This is a genomic window from Flavobacterium flavipallidum (genome assembly GCF_038289905.1).
Classification (GTDB): Bacteria; Bacteroidota; Bacteroidia; order Flavobacteriales; family Flavobacteriaceae; genus Flavobacterium; species Flavobacterium flavipallidum.
Genome location: NZ_JBBYHU010000019.1, coordinates 1 through 13,974 on the forward strand (window position 1 = coordinate 1; position 13,974 = coordinate 13,974).

The window sequence follows — 13,974 nt, forward strand, 5'->3', positions numbered from 1 at the left end:
CCTTAAGGTGGTTATTGCGGCGGGGCTCACCTCTTCCCATCCCGAACAGAGAAGTTAAGCCCGCCTGCGCAGATGGTACTGCAGTTTGTGGGAGAGTATGTCGTCGCCTTTCTTTGAAAACCCTATCCAATTTGGATAGGGTTTTTTGTTTTAAATAATTCTTATTTTTATTTGGAAGGTTGTCTGGGATCAAGTTCAAAAGTTGGGGACTAAGCAAAAAGATTGGATCGGATCAGGTTCAAAAGTTGGGGACTAAGCAAAAAGATTGGATAATCTGAATAGAAAAAAATCAATTTTTCTGACTCCTCTAAATGGAGATATAAAGGTTTATATCTTAGAATAGTTTAAAGGTTTCAGAAGAGAAGCTAATTCTTAAGTATAAAGTTAGGTGATTTGAATAAAAAATCCCATTTTGAAATATTTTCAAAATGGGATTTTTGATTTTTTAGTATAAAACTTAGAAAAGCTTTTTCCAAGGATTATCACTTCTGAAAGGAACAGCAGGAAGTCCTTCTTTATTAATAAAATTCGATTGTGACGCTTCGTTCCAACTAAAACGGACAAAATAAGGATGATTTATTTTTGAAGAGGATGTTATTATCTTATTGTCTTTAATTACGGCATTAGCAGGTTCATATTTGCCATCCGCACCGGCAATACTAAAGCAGTTGAGCGGTTTGCTGTCACGACTACTTAAACCACTTCCAGTATTTGAAAAAGTTATCTCGATAGTGTTGTTTACAATCTTCATTTTTTGAAAAACAGGTCCTGAGTAAACAACCTCTTTTTGATTATAGGTTTTGTTAGCAGCAATAAGACTTAATCTACGGCCTACCTCCCATTTGTATCCAGGATGTAATTCGGTTATGGTGTCGTTTAAATCGGTAATGGTCGCCATGGCTGTATTTTTTAATTTCAAATTCAGGCCCTGGGCTTCCCAAAATTCAGGTAGTGTTTCTGTCGTTAAGGGACGGTCTTTTGAAGCTGAATAATTGTAAGGTGCAATTTGGACAAAATAAAAAGGCAGCTCGTTGTCTTTCCAGTCGTCGCGTCTGCTTTTAATTAGGGTTTTTAATTTGTAAGCATAACGTATGTTTTCGTTTAGAAAACAATTTGATTCGCCCTGATACCATAAAAAACCCTGAAGTGTATAGGGAATTAAAGGCTTAATCATGGTTTCGTAAAATTGACCACTATTTCCATCGTCTTTGCTTAAATTATCTAGTTTCTTTCCATTTTTTAATTTGGGTTCAAAATCTAGTTTTGATGACTGAATCCAAGGTTCGATTCGGCTTCCGGGAATGGCCGCTGAAATCATTCCGATTGGAACATGAAGTTTTTCATATAAATCTTTTGCAAAATAATAGCCTACAGCCGAAAAATCAACTAAAGGACGCCCCATGGCTGCATCCCAGCCCAAATGTTCCGGATCTGGGTTCATATATTTTCTACGATCAAGAAAAATACGAATGTTAGTATTGTTTGCTTTGCTTAAATCATCTTGTGGTGGATGATACCCTTTGGTTTTGGTTTCGTAATTGCTGTATTTACGCATAGCGTATTCCATATTAGATTGTCCGGAGCAAAGCCAAACTTCGCCAACAAGAATATTTTTCAAAACAATTGTGTTTTTTCCTTTGATTGTCATTTCTCGGAGCTCAAAAGATGCTTTTAATGGATTTAATTTTACCATCCAGTTTCCGGAATTATCGGCATTTGTCCTTTTGATTTGTCCTGCAAAAGAAACCATTATTTTCTCTTTTGGGCTGGCTGTTCCCCATATTGCAACTTTTTTCTTTTGTTGCAAAACCATATTATGGCCTAAAATTTTAGGTAGCGTTATTTCGGCAGCAATTTTAGAAGTAAACAAAAAGCAAAGTCCTGAAAGGAACAAAAGTTTTTTTAAATTCATGAGTTGTAGTAGATATGATTTTTTCAGTCTTATCATTCATAAATAATGCCAAATCGGGTATAACTGTAATTTTTAATGTAAAATTTACAATTATACCCGAAATGTAGTTATGGGTAACTTTTAAAAAGTAATTTATTTGTTCCAAATTTCCCATGCTTTCTCAGCTTGGAAAATAAGCATGTCTAAACCGTTTTTGGTTTTAGCTCCGCCTACTTTTGCATTTTTCAAAAATTGGGTTTCGGACGGATTGTAGATTAAATCGTAAGCAATGTGTTTTTCGGTAAAGAATTCGTAAGGAATCTCAGGGCAGGCTTCTATATTTGGACTTGTGCCAATTGGTGTTGAATTAATGATAATTTGGTATTCTTTGAAAGTTTCTGCATTGATTTGACCATAATCAATCGCTTTTTCTGATGCTTTTCGGGAAACAAAACTATATTCGATACCTAATTCTTCTAATGCAAAAGCAACTCCTTTTGAAGCACCGCCTGTTCCCAGAATTAATGCTTTATTGTGATGTGATTCTAATAAAGGTTCTAAGGATTTCAAAAATCCATAATAATCGGTATTGTAACCTTTTAGTTTGCCTTTCTTGGTGAACTTTATAGTGTTGACAGCACCAATTTTTTTAGCCTTTTTAGAAAGTTTATCTAAATAAGCAATTACGTCTTCTTTGTAGGGAATAGTAACATTTAAACCACTCAAATGGTCAGTGTTTTTGATGATTTCAGGAAATGCAGTGATTTCCTGAATATCAAAATTTTCATAGGTATAGTCCTGAAGTTTTTCTTTTTCGAATTTTGTTGTAAAATGTCCTTTAGAAAAGGAATAACTGATATTACGCCCTAGTAAGCCAAAGCGTTTTCTAGAATTTTGAGTCATTATTGTTTGTTATGTTTTTCAATATAATTTTGTACCATTTTAGTGTCCCAAACTACAGGAAACAAGTCTTCTATCAGGATATAATTGTCAAAATTCAATCTTAAAGCGGTGCTTAAATGAATTTTAGCTTTTCTATCATCGTGAATCATAAAATAAAGACCTGCCAAACGGTATTCAATTTGGCTTTCTTCCGGGAAATAATCTACTGCTTGTAATAAGGTGTGAATAGCAGTTTCAAATTCGCCTAAAAACTGTAAAATGTCAACCCAGAATAACCAAGTGTCTAATTCAGAATCACCAAATTCAACTGCTTTTCGATAACCAAATTCAGCTTCTTCAAAAAAGTTCATTTGCTTGTTGATAGAAGCGTATATTTTCCAGTACAAACGATTTTGATTGTCTATTGCTAAGGCTTTGTTAACATAAAACAGGGCTTTTTGGAAGTTGTTTTCACGGATGTAAAAATCAGTAATAGCAATCCATCCTTTGTCTAAAAGTGGATCTTCGTGTACGGTTTGATTGAAAAACTTAAGTGCTTCTCCTTTATTTCCCAATTTTTCATGGCATTTTCCAATTCTTAATAAGGCATAGGAAGTAGCATCTTCAAGTTCTATTGTTCTGGTATAGCTTTCGATTGCCTCTTCTAATTTACCCAAACGTTCTAAGGCTTTGGCTTTTTCCATAAAAGCGCCAAGGAATTCGTCGTCTATAAGTGTAGCATATTCAAAGGCATTAATTGCACTTTCATATTCTTTCAAGCCGTAATGCAAACGACCTTTTTGATGCCAGGCAATTTCACTGTATGGATTTTTTTCGATATATTCTTCTAGGAAACTTATTGCTTCTTTATTTTGGTCTAAAAACTCAAAACAATAAACAACATTATAAAGTGCCGATTGGTCTTCGATATCTTCTTCAAGACATTTGATAAAACTATCTTTGGCCATTTCAAGATTGTCCATGAATAAATATTCCATCCCAATTAAATTATACACATCGGCATAATCATCGGTGTACTGTAAAGCAATTTTTAGTAATTCAACGGCTTTTTCATGCTGATCTCTTTTTGAGCAGATATTTGCCTTTTGAATATAAATTTCTTCATTGTGCGGTTCAATGGCATATAGTTCATTGAGTAATTTCTCGGCTATATCCAATTTATCATCATAAACCAGCATTTCAACTTGAACGAGTTTTAAGCCTGTAGACTTAGGGTGTTGGTCTAATGCTAATTTAAGCGCTTTTTTAGCTAAAGCGGCCTTACCTGTATCGAGATAATGAAGTATGATTTCTTCAAATTCTTCAGAGTCAAAAAAGAGTACTTTGTTTGTTTTTAACATCGACTCAAATTTGGATAGAGATAAGTTATAATCTTCTTCTTCTTCGCTTAGTTGCATACTTTCTGTTTTTAGAATTTGGCCTTGTTTAAAGTTAGGCATCATTCGGATTAATTTCGAAGAAAAAAATGAATTATTGTGAACAATTTAATTAACAAAGGAAGTTGTTCGTTTATTTTTTTAATGAAGCCTGAACTTCGTCCATAACTTCGAGTATAATAGCACAACCTTCACGTATTTCTTCGTTAGAAATGGTTAAAGGAGGTGTAATTCTGATAGCGCATCCTTCAAAGAGTAACCAGAATAATATTAATCCTTTGTACTGACATCTTAATATCACTTCATTTGTGATTTCAGCTGTTGCAGTCATTGCAGCCAGCATTAATCCTTTTCCTCTAACTTCTTGTATCAAAGGATGTACCAAAAGCGATCTGAAAAGTTTTTCTTTTTCTAAAGCTTCTTTCATCAAATCGGTTTCAGTTAATTCTTTCAAAGTCGCCAGACAGGCTGCCGCAATGACAGGATGTCCACCAAACGTTGTGATATGTCCTAGTTTAGGGTTTTCAGTTAATAAATCCATCATAGCCGAAGAAGCAGTAAAAGCACCTACCGGCATTCCGCCTCCCATACCTTTTCCCATGGCAACAATATCAGGTACAATATCGTAGTTTTGGAAGCCAAATAATTTTCCGGTTCTTCCAAAACCAGGCTGAATTTCGTCCAAAATTAACATTGCACCCACTTCGGTACAACGGGCACGTACTTTTTTTAAGTAATCGTTTTGCGGTTCAATAAAACCGGCACCTCCTTGAATGGTTTCGAGTAATACTCCGGCAGTTTTAGTAGTTATTTTTTCTAAATCGGCTTCGTTATTAAAGGTAATGAAATCTACATCCGGAATTAAAGGACGAAAGGCTTGTTTGCGCTCTTCAAATCCCATCACACTCATCGAGCCCATGGTGTTCCCGTGATAAGCATTGTAACATGAAATCCATTGGCTTCTTCCAGTAACTCTTCGGGCTAATTTTAAGGAACCTTCAATAGCTTCCGTTCCTGAATTAACCAAATAAGTTTTGTCCAAAGGAGCGGGCAGGAGTGATGCCATTAGTTTGCAATATTCTACAGCTGGACTTTGTGAATATTCACCATAAACCATTACATGCGAATATTTGTCCAATTGATCTTTAATTGCTTGGTTGACTCTCGGAGGTTGATGCCCTAAAGTACAGGCAGAAACTCCGGCAACAAAGTCTAAATATTTTTTATTATTGGTGTCGTAGATATAGGAACCTATGGCATGAGAAACTTCCATTCCCAGTGGGTAAGGTGAAGTTTGTGCCTGATATTTTAAGAATTCGTTATTCACGTTATTTTTACCGCAAAGTTCGCAAACATTTTTTGCATAATCACGGATTTTATTATTTGTTATTATGTATAAATGATGTTTAGAAAACTGTTTTCTGAAAACTGAACACTGATTACTTTTTTTTCTTCTTTTTGTCGTAATTGAGGGTTTCTTTTCTAATTTTCATTGGAACATTAGGTTTTGCTTCGTCCTTCTTGGTTTCCTCAATCATTTTTTCATTGTATTGATTTTCTTCTGGAGGGAAGATGTCGTCTTTTGATTTAATCCGTTCATCAGCGCGCCATTTGAATCCTCTGAATTTTCTATCGTGTTCATCCAATTCTTCTTCGGGATAGATATCTCCATCTACATTTGTAAAAAAAGTAATGGTTTCGATAGTATTTTTGTCAAAAAGAATATTGATTTTACTACTTACGTTTTTATTGATACCAATGAGTTCTTTGTCGTCATTTCGCATAAAATAAATTACTTCGGCATTTTTGATGATGTCTACATCGTGAAGTTTTCCGTCTTCAAATTTACCGTTGAGATTCATACCTTTTATTTGGTTGTATCCGGTTCCTAAGGTGTCTTTGGATATAATAAAAGTGTTCGTGAGGACTTTGAGCGAGTCCAGTTTTTGTGTTTTTTTGTCACCTATGAGATGCATTACATCTCCAGTAATTTGACTTTCACCATTCCAAAGTATCGGATTTCCAATGAGTTTTGTTAGAGCAATTTTGGTACTGGAATGAATCGAATCGCATTTACCGCTCATATCCGTTTTGTAAAAACGAACATTGTTGAAAGCACGAATAATTCGGTCTCCTTCTTTACCAGTAATCATTAATTTTTTTCCGTGGATGTAAACGGAGTCCTTGTCTACCAAATTGATAGCAACAGCTCTTTTGGTTACAAACATGGAGTCTTTTTTCTGGAAAATTTCGGCATAATGGCCTTTTACAATTCCTTTATTAATTGTATCGGTGATTTTTACATTTCGAGTTGCCGATGCAAATTCTTTGTTACGATCATAATACAAACTGTCTCCTTCAATTAATCGATTATCATACTTAATGTAGGATTTTCGAAGAAAATGGGACAGATTCTTTTTAGTGTCGTAAAATCCTTTTTCGGTATAGATGTAGTTGTTTTTACTGGTTATTGTTGAGGGACCAAAAAGGTAGGAATGACCGGAATTACTATAATAATCTAAATGATTAGATTTAATGACATATTTAGGATTAGTAATGGTTACTGCTGTTAAGAATTGGAATTTCTTTTGAGCAACATAATATTTTCCCGAATTGCTTTCGAGAGTGTTTTCATTGTTGTTGATAATTCCTTTGGTGTTATAATAAGCTTCCTGAGTATTACGGTCAAAATTTATTGTATCTGTTTTTAAAGTTGCATTAGGTGAACTCAAAACAGCATCTCCGGTTGCAAAAGCTTTTTTTGCATTACCACTGTATTCAGCATATTTACTGTTTAAATATAAGGTGTCACCCTGAACCAATTGGACGTTTCCAAAGGCTTTAATGTAATTTTCTTTTTGAAAATAATAAGCTTTATTACAGCTAAGTACTGCACCGTCATGGTTGACAACGACATTTCCGGTTAGCAAGAAAGCATCGGGCATTTCGGTTTGATTGACATCTGCGAAATCGGAATGTTCTATAATTATTTTTTTAGGTGTTTGTGCTTTTACTTGTAGAGAAGTAATAAAAAACAAACTAAAACAGATGAAAAATAGCGTTTTATTCAAGGGTGTATATTTTTGTCAAATTTATGAAAAAGGAAACAAACCCAATAAATATTACTATTTATTTATGATTTTGAAAATGCAGTTTTGAAATGAAAACAGTAATTTTTCGAAAAAAAATACCGCTGATTACTCTAGTAGTAAACAACGGCATTTTTTTATTGGTATTAAATACCATTAGTATTTCTTAATAAATGAATTTTTATAATTTTCATTTACATTATCCCAGTTGATGATATTAAAAAAGGAGTCAATGTAAGCTTTTCTTCTATATTGATATCCTAAATAATAAGCATGTTCCCATAGGTCTAAGGCAAGAATAGGGGTGCCTTTTACAGTTGCATTTCTCATCAAAGGATTGTCTTGATTTTGAGAGCTTGTAATTTGGAGTTTTCCAGCTTTGTCAACAACAAGCCATACCCATGCAGAACCATATTGCAAACTTGCTTCTTCAACGAAAGCCGTTTTGAAATCATTGAAAGAACCAAAATCTCTATCAATAACAGAGGCTATCGTATCTTTAGGAGTGCCGCCAGCATTTGGTCCAATAGATTTCCAATATAAGGAGTGATTGTAAAATCCACCGGCATTATTTCTTAGTTCGGTGTCATTGATGTCTAATTTGGCTAAAATGTCTTCAATAGACATGTTTTCGTATTCAGTACCTTCAATTGCTCTATTGAGGTTGTTAGTATACGATAAATAATGTTTAGAATAATGTACTTCTAATGTTAAAGGAGAGATACTTGGAGCCAAAGCATCATAAGAATACGGAAGTTTGTCTAATAAGAAAGATCCTGGATCTGCTTTTACATCATCAGGAACTCCAATGGTTATTTTTTCCTGAGCTGTAGGTAGCGGAACTTCGACAACCTCAGTTAGTTTTTTATTGTTGCATGAAATTAAAAAACTTAAAAAAAGTAGACTAGTTGGAATTAATAAAAGCTGCTTTTTCATGTGTTGTATTATTTTCAAAGAGAATTAATAATTTCGATATAGTTTTCCTTTGCTTCATCAGCTGAGATATGGCTGATTTGCATCCAAGCATTTATTTTGAAGGCATCTCTTAAATGAAAATTAGAAGTTTGTCTAATTTCCATAGAACCAATAGTAGCTTGTTTGTAAAAAGCATAGAGTCTTAGCTGCACATCTTGAGGTAAAGACGCCTGAGTCATTTTGGAAGCTTTTTCAACAGCTTCATTAAATCGGGTATCTAAATCTTTTTCTGCCATTATTTTTTTGCAATAATAGTTTTTCCTCCAATTGCTTTTTGATTAAGTACTACTTCAACAGGAGTACCTAAAGGTAAAAATAAATCTACTCTTGAACCAAATTTGATAAATCCTGCATCAGTTCCCTGAACAACCTGCATGCCTTCTTGAGCATAATTTACAATTCGACGTGCCAAAGCTCCAGCGATTTGACGGTATAAAACAGCTCCAAATGTATTGTTTTCAACAACAACTGTAGTTCTTTCGTTTTCTTCACTTGCTTTTGGGTGCCAAGCAACTAAAAATTTACCGGGATGGTATTTGCTGAACTTGATGATTCCGTTCATTGCATATCTCGTAACGTGTACGTTGATAGGTGACATAAAAATAGAAACCTGTAAACGTTTGTCTTTGAAATATTCTCCTTCGTATACTTCTTCAATTACCACCACTTTTCCGTCAACAGGGGCTAGAATATGATTATCGTTTATAATTACAGATCTTTTTGGGTTTCTAAAGAATTGTAAAATGATAACTAAAACTAAGAAAGCAAAGATTTGAACCAGCATTCTGAGCCAAGTGATATCAATGAATTTATCCGCAAGTAATAGTACTGTAATGGTAAAAACTGAACCTAAAAAAATTGATGGGATTCCTTCTTTATGAAACATAATTTAAAATTTGATAAAATAAAAATATTATTGGTGCTACAAATATAACACTATCCAGTCTATCTAGAACACCTCCGTGACCCGGCATGATGTTTCCGCTGTCTTTTACACCGGCAATTCGTTTGAATTTAGATTCAATTAAATCGCCAATAGTTCCAAAAATCCCAACAATAGCAGCAATCGAAGTCCAAATTAAAATGGATTGTTCGCTAAATTCAGTTTTTGGTTTTATGTAATATTTAGATATTAAATATCCAGCAAAAATGGCGAAAAGTATGCCTCCAAGAAAACCTTCAATAGTTTTTTTAGGGGAAATGCGTTCGAGAAGTTTGTGTTTTCCAATGGATTTTCCAACGATATATGCAAAGGTATCATTGGTCCAAATAAGAAGAAACAAACCTATAATAATTTTAGGATTGTAATCTTTGATACCAAATGAAATTTTAGTTATGAAAATAAAAGGTAAAGTTATATAGCCAAATAAGTATAGGTATTTTGAGGAAGTACTTATTTTTTGAACACTGTCATAAAAGAGAAAAAGAATACATTTTACTGAAACAACTAAAGTTGTTGCGAGTAAGATGATATTGAGTTGCTGAATGTTGATTGTGATTTCAATAGGGACAGCTAAATATTGATTAATCGTTTCAGTTGTGAACTTATTATAATGACTAATAAGTGTAATTGTTATATATACCAATGCAGCCGCAATCAAAGGAATAGTTTTCCTGACTTGCGTAAGATTGCAAAATTCATAAACAGCTATGAGTAAAAAAACGCCGAAAAGTATAAAGAAACTTTCGGTTGAGAATAATATAGAAGCTAATAATAATATAATGTAAATAGCACCTGATATTGATCTTTTTAGGGTTTCGTTCATTTTAAAGATCTTCTAAAAGCAATAAATAAAGATTTTTAGCAGAACTGCCATATTGAGTAAAGTCTTCTTCTTTCGCTTTTTCAAAATATTTAATAGCGGTAATATTGGTAGGGTAGTCTCTTTCGTACTTCTTTTTAATAGCACTAAGTCCATCACTTTTCATCGCAAGAATTTGGCTCGTTGTTGCCAAAACTACTATGTTAGTAGGTAACTCGTTTGGTTTGTGTTGTTTGATTTGTTTTGATGAAAAAAGGATAGAACCTTCTTCGGCAATTAAATTTTCACAACTAGATAATAAAAATTTAGGATTAGAAGGTTTGTTGTATGAAAGTTTGTTTTCGTCTAAAAGGTAAAAAAGTTTAGGATCGTAACAAAGTACTTCGGTTTCAAACCAATCGTTTTCTTCTAAGATGTTTTCAAATTGATCTTTTACTTCCTGATTGTTTTCACAGTATAAAAATTTACCTCCATTTTTTTTGAAATTGTAGATAAATCGTTCATCAACAGAAATGTTATTGTCAGGAAAGAAGTTGTTATTCTGACTTTCTTTTTCCTCATCTGAAGGCGAAGCACTAGAACCAAAAAGTTTTCTAAAAAGACTCATATTTTTGTAGGGTACTTAATGTTTTATTTGTAACCGTTCAAAGATAAAAAAATCTTAATTCAAAACGAGGTTTTGAATTAAGATTTTAAATTATTTATGTTAAGTGTCTTATTAAGAGACTATTTCTTCCAGATTTTTATCGAAATTTCTTTTTCCAAAAATGGTCTCTAAATCGTCTTTAAAAATTACTTCTTTTTCGATAAGTATATCAGCTAGTTGATATAATTTATCTTTGTTTTCTTCAAGGATTTGAATGGCTCTTTGGTATTGACTTTCAATTAATAAAGAGATCTCTTTGTCTATAACCTGAGCTGTTTCATCTGAGTATGGTTTAGAGAAACTGTACTCGTTTTGTCCTGTTGAATCGTAATAAGTTACGTTTCCAATTTTGTCATTTAATCCATAAATAGTAACCATTGCTCTAGCTTGACGTGTTACTTTTTCTAAGTCACTTAATGCTCCAGTAGAAATTTTATTAAAAGTTACTTTCTCAGCGGCACGACCTCCCATAGTAGCACACATTTCGTCAAGCATTTGGTCAGTACGAACAATTTGACGTTCTTCTGGTAAATACCAAGCAGCTCCTAAACTTTGTCCACGAGGAACAATGGTTACTTTAATAAGAGGTGCGGCGTGTTCCAACATCCAACTTACAGTAGCGTGACCTGCTTCGTGTATTGCGATTGCTTTTTTCTCTTCAGGGGTGATGATTTTGTTTTTCTTTTCTAATCCTCCTACAATACGATCAACAGCATCAAGAAAATCTTGTTTGTCAACAGCAGTTTTGTTGTTTCTGGCAGCAATTAATGCAGCTTCGTTACATACGTTTGCTATATCTGCACCTGAGAATCCTGGGGTTTGTTTAGCTAAGAAATCTAAATCTAATCCTTCTACTTTTTTCAATGGTGCTAGGTGTACTTTGAAAATTTCAGCACGTTCACGTACATCTGGTAAGTCAACAAAAATTTGTCTGTCAAAACGTCCGGCACGCATTAAAGCTTTGTCAAGTACGTCAGCTCTATTTGTTGCTGCCAATACAATTACGCTTGAGTTTGATCCAAAACCGTCCATTTCAGTAAGTAACTGGTTTAAGGTGTTTTCTCTTTCGTCATTTCCACCCGACATGTTGTTTTTACCTCTAGCACGACCCACAGCATCAATTTCGTCAATAAAAATGATGGCAGGTGATTTTTCTTTGGCTTGCTTGAATAAATCACGAACTCTGGAAGCACCTACACCAACAAACATTTCTACGAAATCAGAACCTGATAAAGAGAAAAATGGAACCTGAGCTTCGCCAGCAACCGCTTTAGCTAATAAGGTTTTTCCAGTTCCAGGAGGTCCTACTAACAAAGCTCCTTTTGGAATTTTACCACCAAGATTGGTGTATTTTTCAGGGTTTTTAAGGAATTCAACAATTTCCTGAATTTCTTCTTTTGCACCTTCTAGACCGGCAACATCTTTAAAAGTAGTTTTAACATCTGTTTTTTCGTCAAAAAGTTTAGCTTTTGATTTTCCAATGCTGAAAATTTGTCCACCACCTCCAGCGCCACCACCTGACATTTTGCGCATAATGAAAATCCATACTCCAATAATAATGATTACAGGTAGTAAGCTTATAAGAATTTCAGACCAATTGCTAGATTCTTTAAAATCATAGTCAACAAGTTTTTTTTCAGTCTTAGCAAGGTCTAGTTTTTCTTGAAACGATTTTAAATCACCAAATTTTATTGTATAGTGAGGGCCTTTGTTTGGTCTGTCAAAAATATCTTTGGCTACTTTTTTATTTGCAGGATCTTTTAATCCTTTTTCGGAAAGATAAATTTCAGCATCTTTATTATTGAAAATTATGACATTTTTTATTTCTCCGTTAGCTAACATATTATCTATGTTAGAAGATTTTAGTTGTGCTGGTTCCTGTAAGTTAGAGCTACCAGTTACAAAACTGATAAATAAAAAAATAAGCAATATGGTTGTGTACACTAACCATGGACTTATTCTAAATTTATTAGGGTTGGGATTATTGTCTTTTGCCATTTTTTTAGTATTTGTTAGCTATTGTAGTAATTTTTGCGTCTCCCCACAAACTTTCAATGTTGTAATATTCTCTGATTTGTTTTTGGAAAACATGAACTACAATATTTACATAGTCCATAAGAACCCACTCAGCATTGTCAGTACCTTCAACATGCCATGGTTTGTCTTTGATTTCTTTAGAAACAATTTTTTGAATGGAGTTAACAATAGCGTTAACCTGAGTGTTTGAATTTCCGTTGCAAATAACAAAATAGTCGCAAACGGCACTGTCTATTTCTCTAAGATCGAGAATATCTATATCATTTCCTTTAACTTCTTCTATTCCTTTGATAATGTTTGCTAATAATGCATCATTATTTACAGTCTTTTTTGCCATGAATTATTTTTATAATAAGTGTGTAAAGTTACCATTTTTTGTGATTATTTTTGAACCTTAACATAATATTAAATAATGTTTCAAAAATAATTACTAATGAAAGTAATCAAACTCGATGCCATAGATTCTACAAACGATTTTCTGAAAGGATTATCGGCAACTGAAGAGCTTGAAAATTATACTGTTGTTACTGCTGAAAATCAAACGAAAGGCCGAGGTCAGATGGGTGCAGTTTGGGAATCTGAAAAATCTAAGAATTTGATAATGAGTGTTTTTGTTAAAGACTTAGCTATAAAGCTAGATGATATATATCAGCTGAATGTAGCTACTGCATTAGCGGTAGTTCAAGTGTTGAAAACTTATGATATTGAAGATTTAAGTATTAAATGGCCTAACGACATTATGTCAGATAAATTTAAACTGGCAGGTATTCTCATAGAAAATAGTTTTAAAAGTAATGGTACTATTTCTTCTGTTATTGGTATTGGTTTGAATGTGAATCAAACGAATTTTGAATATTTACCTAAGGCATCTTCTATGGCAGTTATTGCAAATTCATTGTTTGATAAAGAAGCATTGGTTTATCAGATTACGGAGCGATTAGAGCACAATTATAAGTTGCTTGTATTGAATTCTCAAATTTTGTGGGATGAATATTTAAAATTGCTTTTTAAGAAAAATGTTCCAATGCCTTTTGTTGTAGGAGAAGATAAACCTTTTATGGGAATTATTCGTGGAGTTACTCAAAGAGGGAAGTTAATGGTTCTTTTAGAAGACGATATTCTAGCTGAATATGATTTGAAGGAAATCAAGATGCTTTATTAGAACCAGTGAATTAATTGATTTTTTCAGAAAATAGATATATTTTTTGAAAAAAAAATGCTGTTTTATTTTTTTTAATTATTTGTTTTTTAGTTGATTATGTTTTTTTTAAAAGTTAAATGTTTATATGACACT

At 33.3% G+C, this 13,974-nt stretch carries 13 protein-coding genes and 1 rRNA gene; 2 read left to right on the top strand and 12 right to left on the bottom strand.

The annotated features are described in order from the left end of the window. Positions 1–3: 3 nt before the first annotated feature. Positions 4–112 (top strand): 5S ribosomal RNA (gene rrf, locus AAEO59_RS10090). 345 nt (positions 113–457) lie between these two features. Here the strand turns inward: rrf and AAEO59_RS10095 are convergent. The 12 genes from AAEO59_RS10095 to rsfS form a co-directional block, all read right to left on the bottom strand. Continuing rightward, entirely contained in the window at positions 458–1,912 is a 1,455-nt protein-coding gene (locus AAEO59_RS10095) for a sialate O-acetylesterase (RefSeq protein WP_341700616.1), read from the bottom strand. A 132-nt stretch (positions 1,913–2,044) separates the two neighbouring features. Continuing rightward, positions 2,045–2,794, bottom strand: a complete 750-nt coding sequence (locus AAEO59_RS10100) for a shikimate dehydrogenase family protein (protein WP_341700617.1) — start codon at positions 2,792–2,794, stop codon at positions 2,045–2,047. After that, positions 2,794–4,191, bottom strand: a complete 1,398-nt coding sequence (locus tag AAEO59_RS10105) for a tetratricopeptide repeat protein (RefSeq protein ID WP_341700663.1) — start codon at positions 4,189–4,191, stop codon at positions 2,794–2,796. Before AAEO59_RS10105 ends, AAEO59_RS10100 begins: the two co-directional genes overlap by 1 nt. A 112-nt stretch (positions 4,192–4,303) precedes the next feature. After that, positions 4,304–5,497, bottom strand: coding sequence for an aspartate aminotransferase family protein (locus AAEO59_RS10110; RefSeq protein ID WP_341700618.1), 1,194 nt, complete (start codon positions 5,495–5,497; stop codon positions 4,304–4,306). A gap of 112 nt (positions 5,498–5,609) precedes the next feature. Further along, positions 5,610–7,241 carry an OstA-like protein gene (locus AAEO59_RS10115; protein ID WP_407934930.1) on the bottom strand — a complete coding sequence of 544 codons (1,632 nt, stop codon included), beginning with the start codon at positions 7,239–7,241 and terminating at the stop codon, positions 5,610–5,612. Positions 7,242–7,415: 174 nt separating this feature from the next. Further along, on the bottom strand, positions 7,416–8,195 hold the full coding sequence (locus AAEO59_RS10120; protein ID WP_341700619.1) for a superoxide dismutase: 780 nt from the start codon (positions 8,193–8,195) through the stop codon (positions 7,416–7,418). Positions 8,196–8,209: 14 nt separating this feature from the next. Next, the gene (locus tag AAEO59_RS10125; protein WP_341700620.1) at positions 8,210–8,470 is read right to left on the bottom strand and encodes an acyl-CoA-binding protein; all 261 of its coding nucleotides are present in this window, start codon (positions 8,468–8,470) and stop codon (positions 8,210–8,212) included. Continuing rightward, a complete protein-coding gene (locus AAEO59_RS10130; RefSeq protein ID WP_341700621.1) occupies positions 8,470–9,120 on the bottom strand; it encodes a phosphatidylserine decarboxylase family protein in 651 nt (216 codons plus the stop codon). Before AAEO59_RS10130 ends, AAEO59_RS10125 begins: the two co-directional genes overlap by 1 nt. Further along, a complete protein-coding gene (locus AAEO59_RS10135; RefSeq protein ID WP_341700622.1) occupies positions 9,110–10,000 on the bottom strand; it encodes a phosphatidate cytidylyltransferase in 891 nt (296 codons plus the stop codon). Before AAEO59_RS10135 ends, AAEO59_RS10130 begins: the two co-directional genes overlap by 11 nt. A gap of 1 nt (position 10,001) precedes the next feature. Next, positions 10,002–10,604, bottom strand: a complete 603-nt coding sequence (locus AAEO59_RS10140) for a lactate utilization protein B/C (RefSeq protein ID WP_341700623.1) — start codon at positions 10,602–10,604, stop codon at positions 10,002–10,004. 111 nt (positions 10,605–10,715) lie between these two features. Beyond that, positions 10,716–12,641 carry an ATP-dependent zinc metalloprotease FtsH gene (ftsH, locus tag AAEO59_RS10145; RefSeq protein WP_341700624.1) on the bottom strand — a complete coding sequence of 642 codons (1,926 nt, stop codon included), beginning with the start codon at positions 12,639–12,641 and terminating at the stop codon, positions 10,716–10,718. Between the two features lie 4 nt (positions 12,642–12,645). Beyond that, positions 12,646–13,017 carry a ribosome silencing factor gene (rsfS, locus tag AAEO59_RS10150; protein WP_026715516.1) on the bottom strand — a complete coding sequence of 124 codons (372 nt, stop codon included), beginning with the start codon at positions 13,015–13,017 and terminating at the stop codon, positions 12,646–12,648. A 96-nt stretch (positions 13,018–13,113) separates the two neighbouring features. Here rsfS and AAEO59_RS10155 point away from each other — a divergent pair, with 96 nt between their 5' ends. Continuing rightward, on the top strand, positions 13,114–13,842 hold the full coding sequence (locus AAEO59_RS10155; protein WP_341700625.1) for a biotin--[acetyl-CoA-carboxylase] ligase: 729 nt from the start codon (positions 13,114–13,116) through the stop codon (positions 13,840–13,842). The last annotated feature ends 132 nt before the right edge of the window (positions 13,843–13,974 follow it).

What these genes read in the sequence shown, in the direction of transcription:
- AAEO59_RS10095 (WP_341700616.1), bottom strand. Translation starts at nt 1,912, where the DNA reads ATGAATTTAAAAAAACTTTTGTTCCTTTCAGGACTTTGCTTTTTGTTT.
- AAEO59_RS10100 (WP_341700617.1), bottom strand. Translation starts at nt 2,794, where the DNA reads ATGACTCAAAATTCTAGAAAACGCTTTGGCTTACTAGGGCGTAATATC.
- AAEO59_RS10105 (WP_341700663.1), bottom strand. Translation starts at nt 4,191, where the DNA reads ATGCAACTAAGCGAAGAAGAAGAAGATTATAACTTATCTCTATCCAAA.
- AAEO59_RS10120 (WP_341700619.1), bottom strand. Translation starts at nt 8,195, where the DNA reads ATGAAAAAGCAGCTTTTATTAATTCCAACTAGTCTACTTTTTTTAAGT.
- AAEO59_RS10125 (WP_341700620.1), bottom strand. Translation starts at nt 8,470, where the DNA reads ATGGCAGAAAAAGATTTAGATACCCGATTTAATGAAGCTGTTGAAAAA.
- AAEO59_RS10130 (WP_341700621.1), bottom strand. Translation starts at nt 9,120, where the DNA reads ATGTTTCATAAAGAAGGAATCCCATCAATTTTTTTAGGTTCAGTTTTT.
- AAEO59_RS10135 (WP_341700622.1), bottom strand. Translation starts at nt 10,000, where the DNA reads ATGAACGAAACCCTAAAAAGATCAATATCAGGTGCTATTTACATTATA.
- AAEO59_RS10140 (WP_341700623.1), bottom strand. Translation starts at nt 10,604, where the DNA reads ATGAGTCTTTTTAGAAAACTTTTTGGTTCTAGTGCTTCGCCTTCAGAT.
- ftsH (WP_341700624.1), bottom strand. Translation starts at nt 12,641, where the DNA reads ATGGCAAAAGACAATAATCCCAACCCTAATAAATTTAGAATAAGTCCA.
- rsfS (WP_026715516.1), bottom strand. Translation starts at nt 13,017, where the DNA reads ATGGCAAAAAAGACTGTAAATAATGATGCATTATTAGCAAACATTATC.
- AAEO59_RS10155 (WP_341700625.1), top strand. Translation starts at nt 13,114, where the DNA reads ATGAAAGTAATCAAACTCGATGCCATAGATTCTACAAACGATTTTCTG.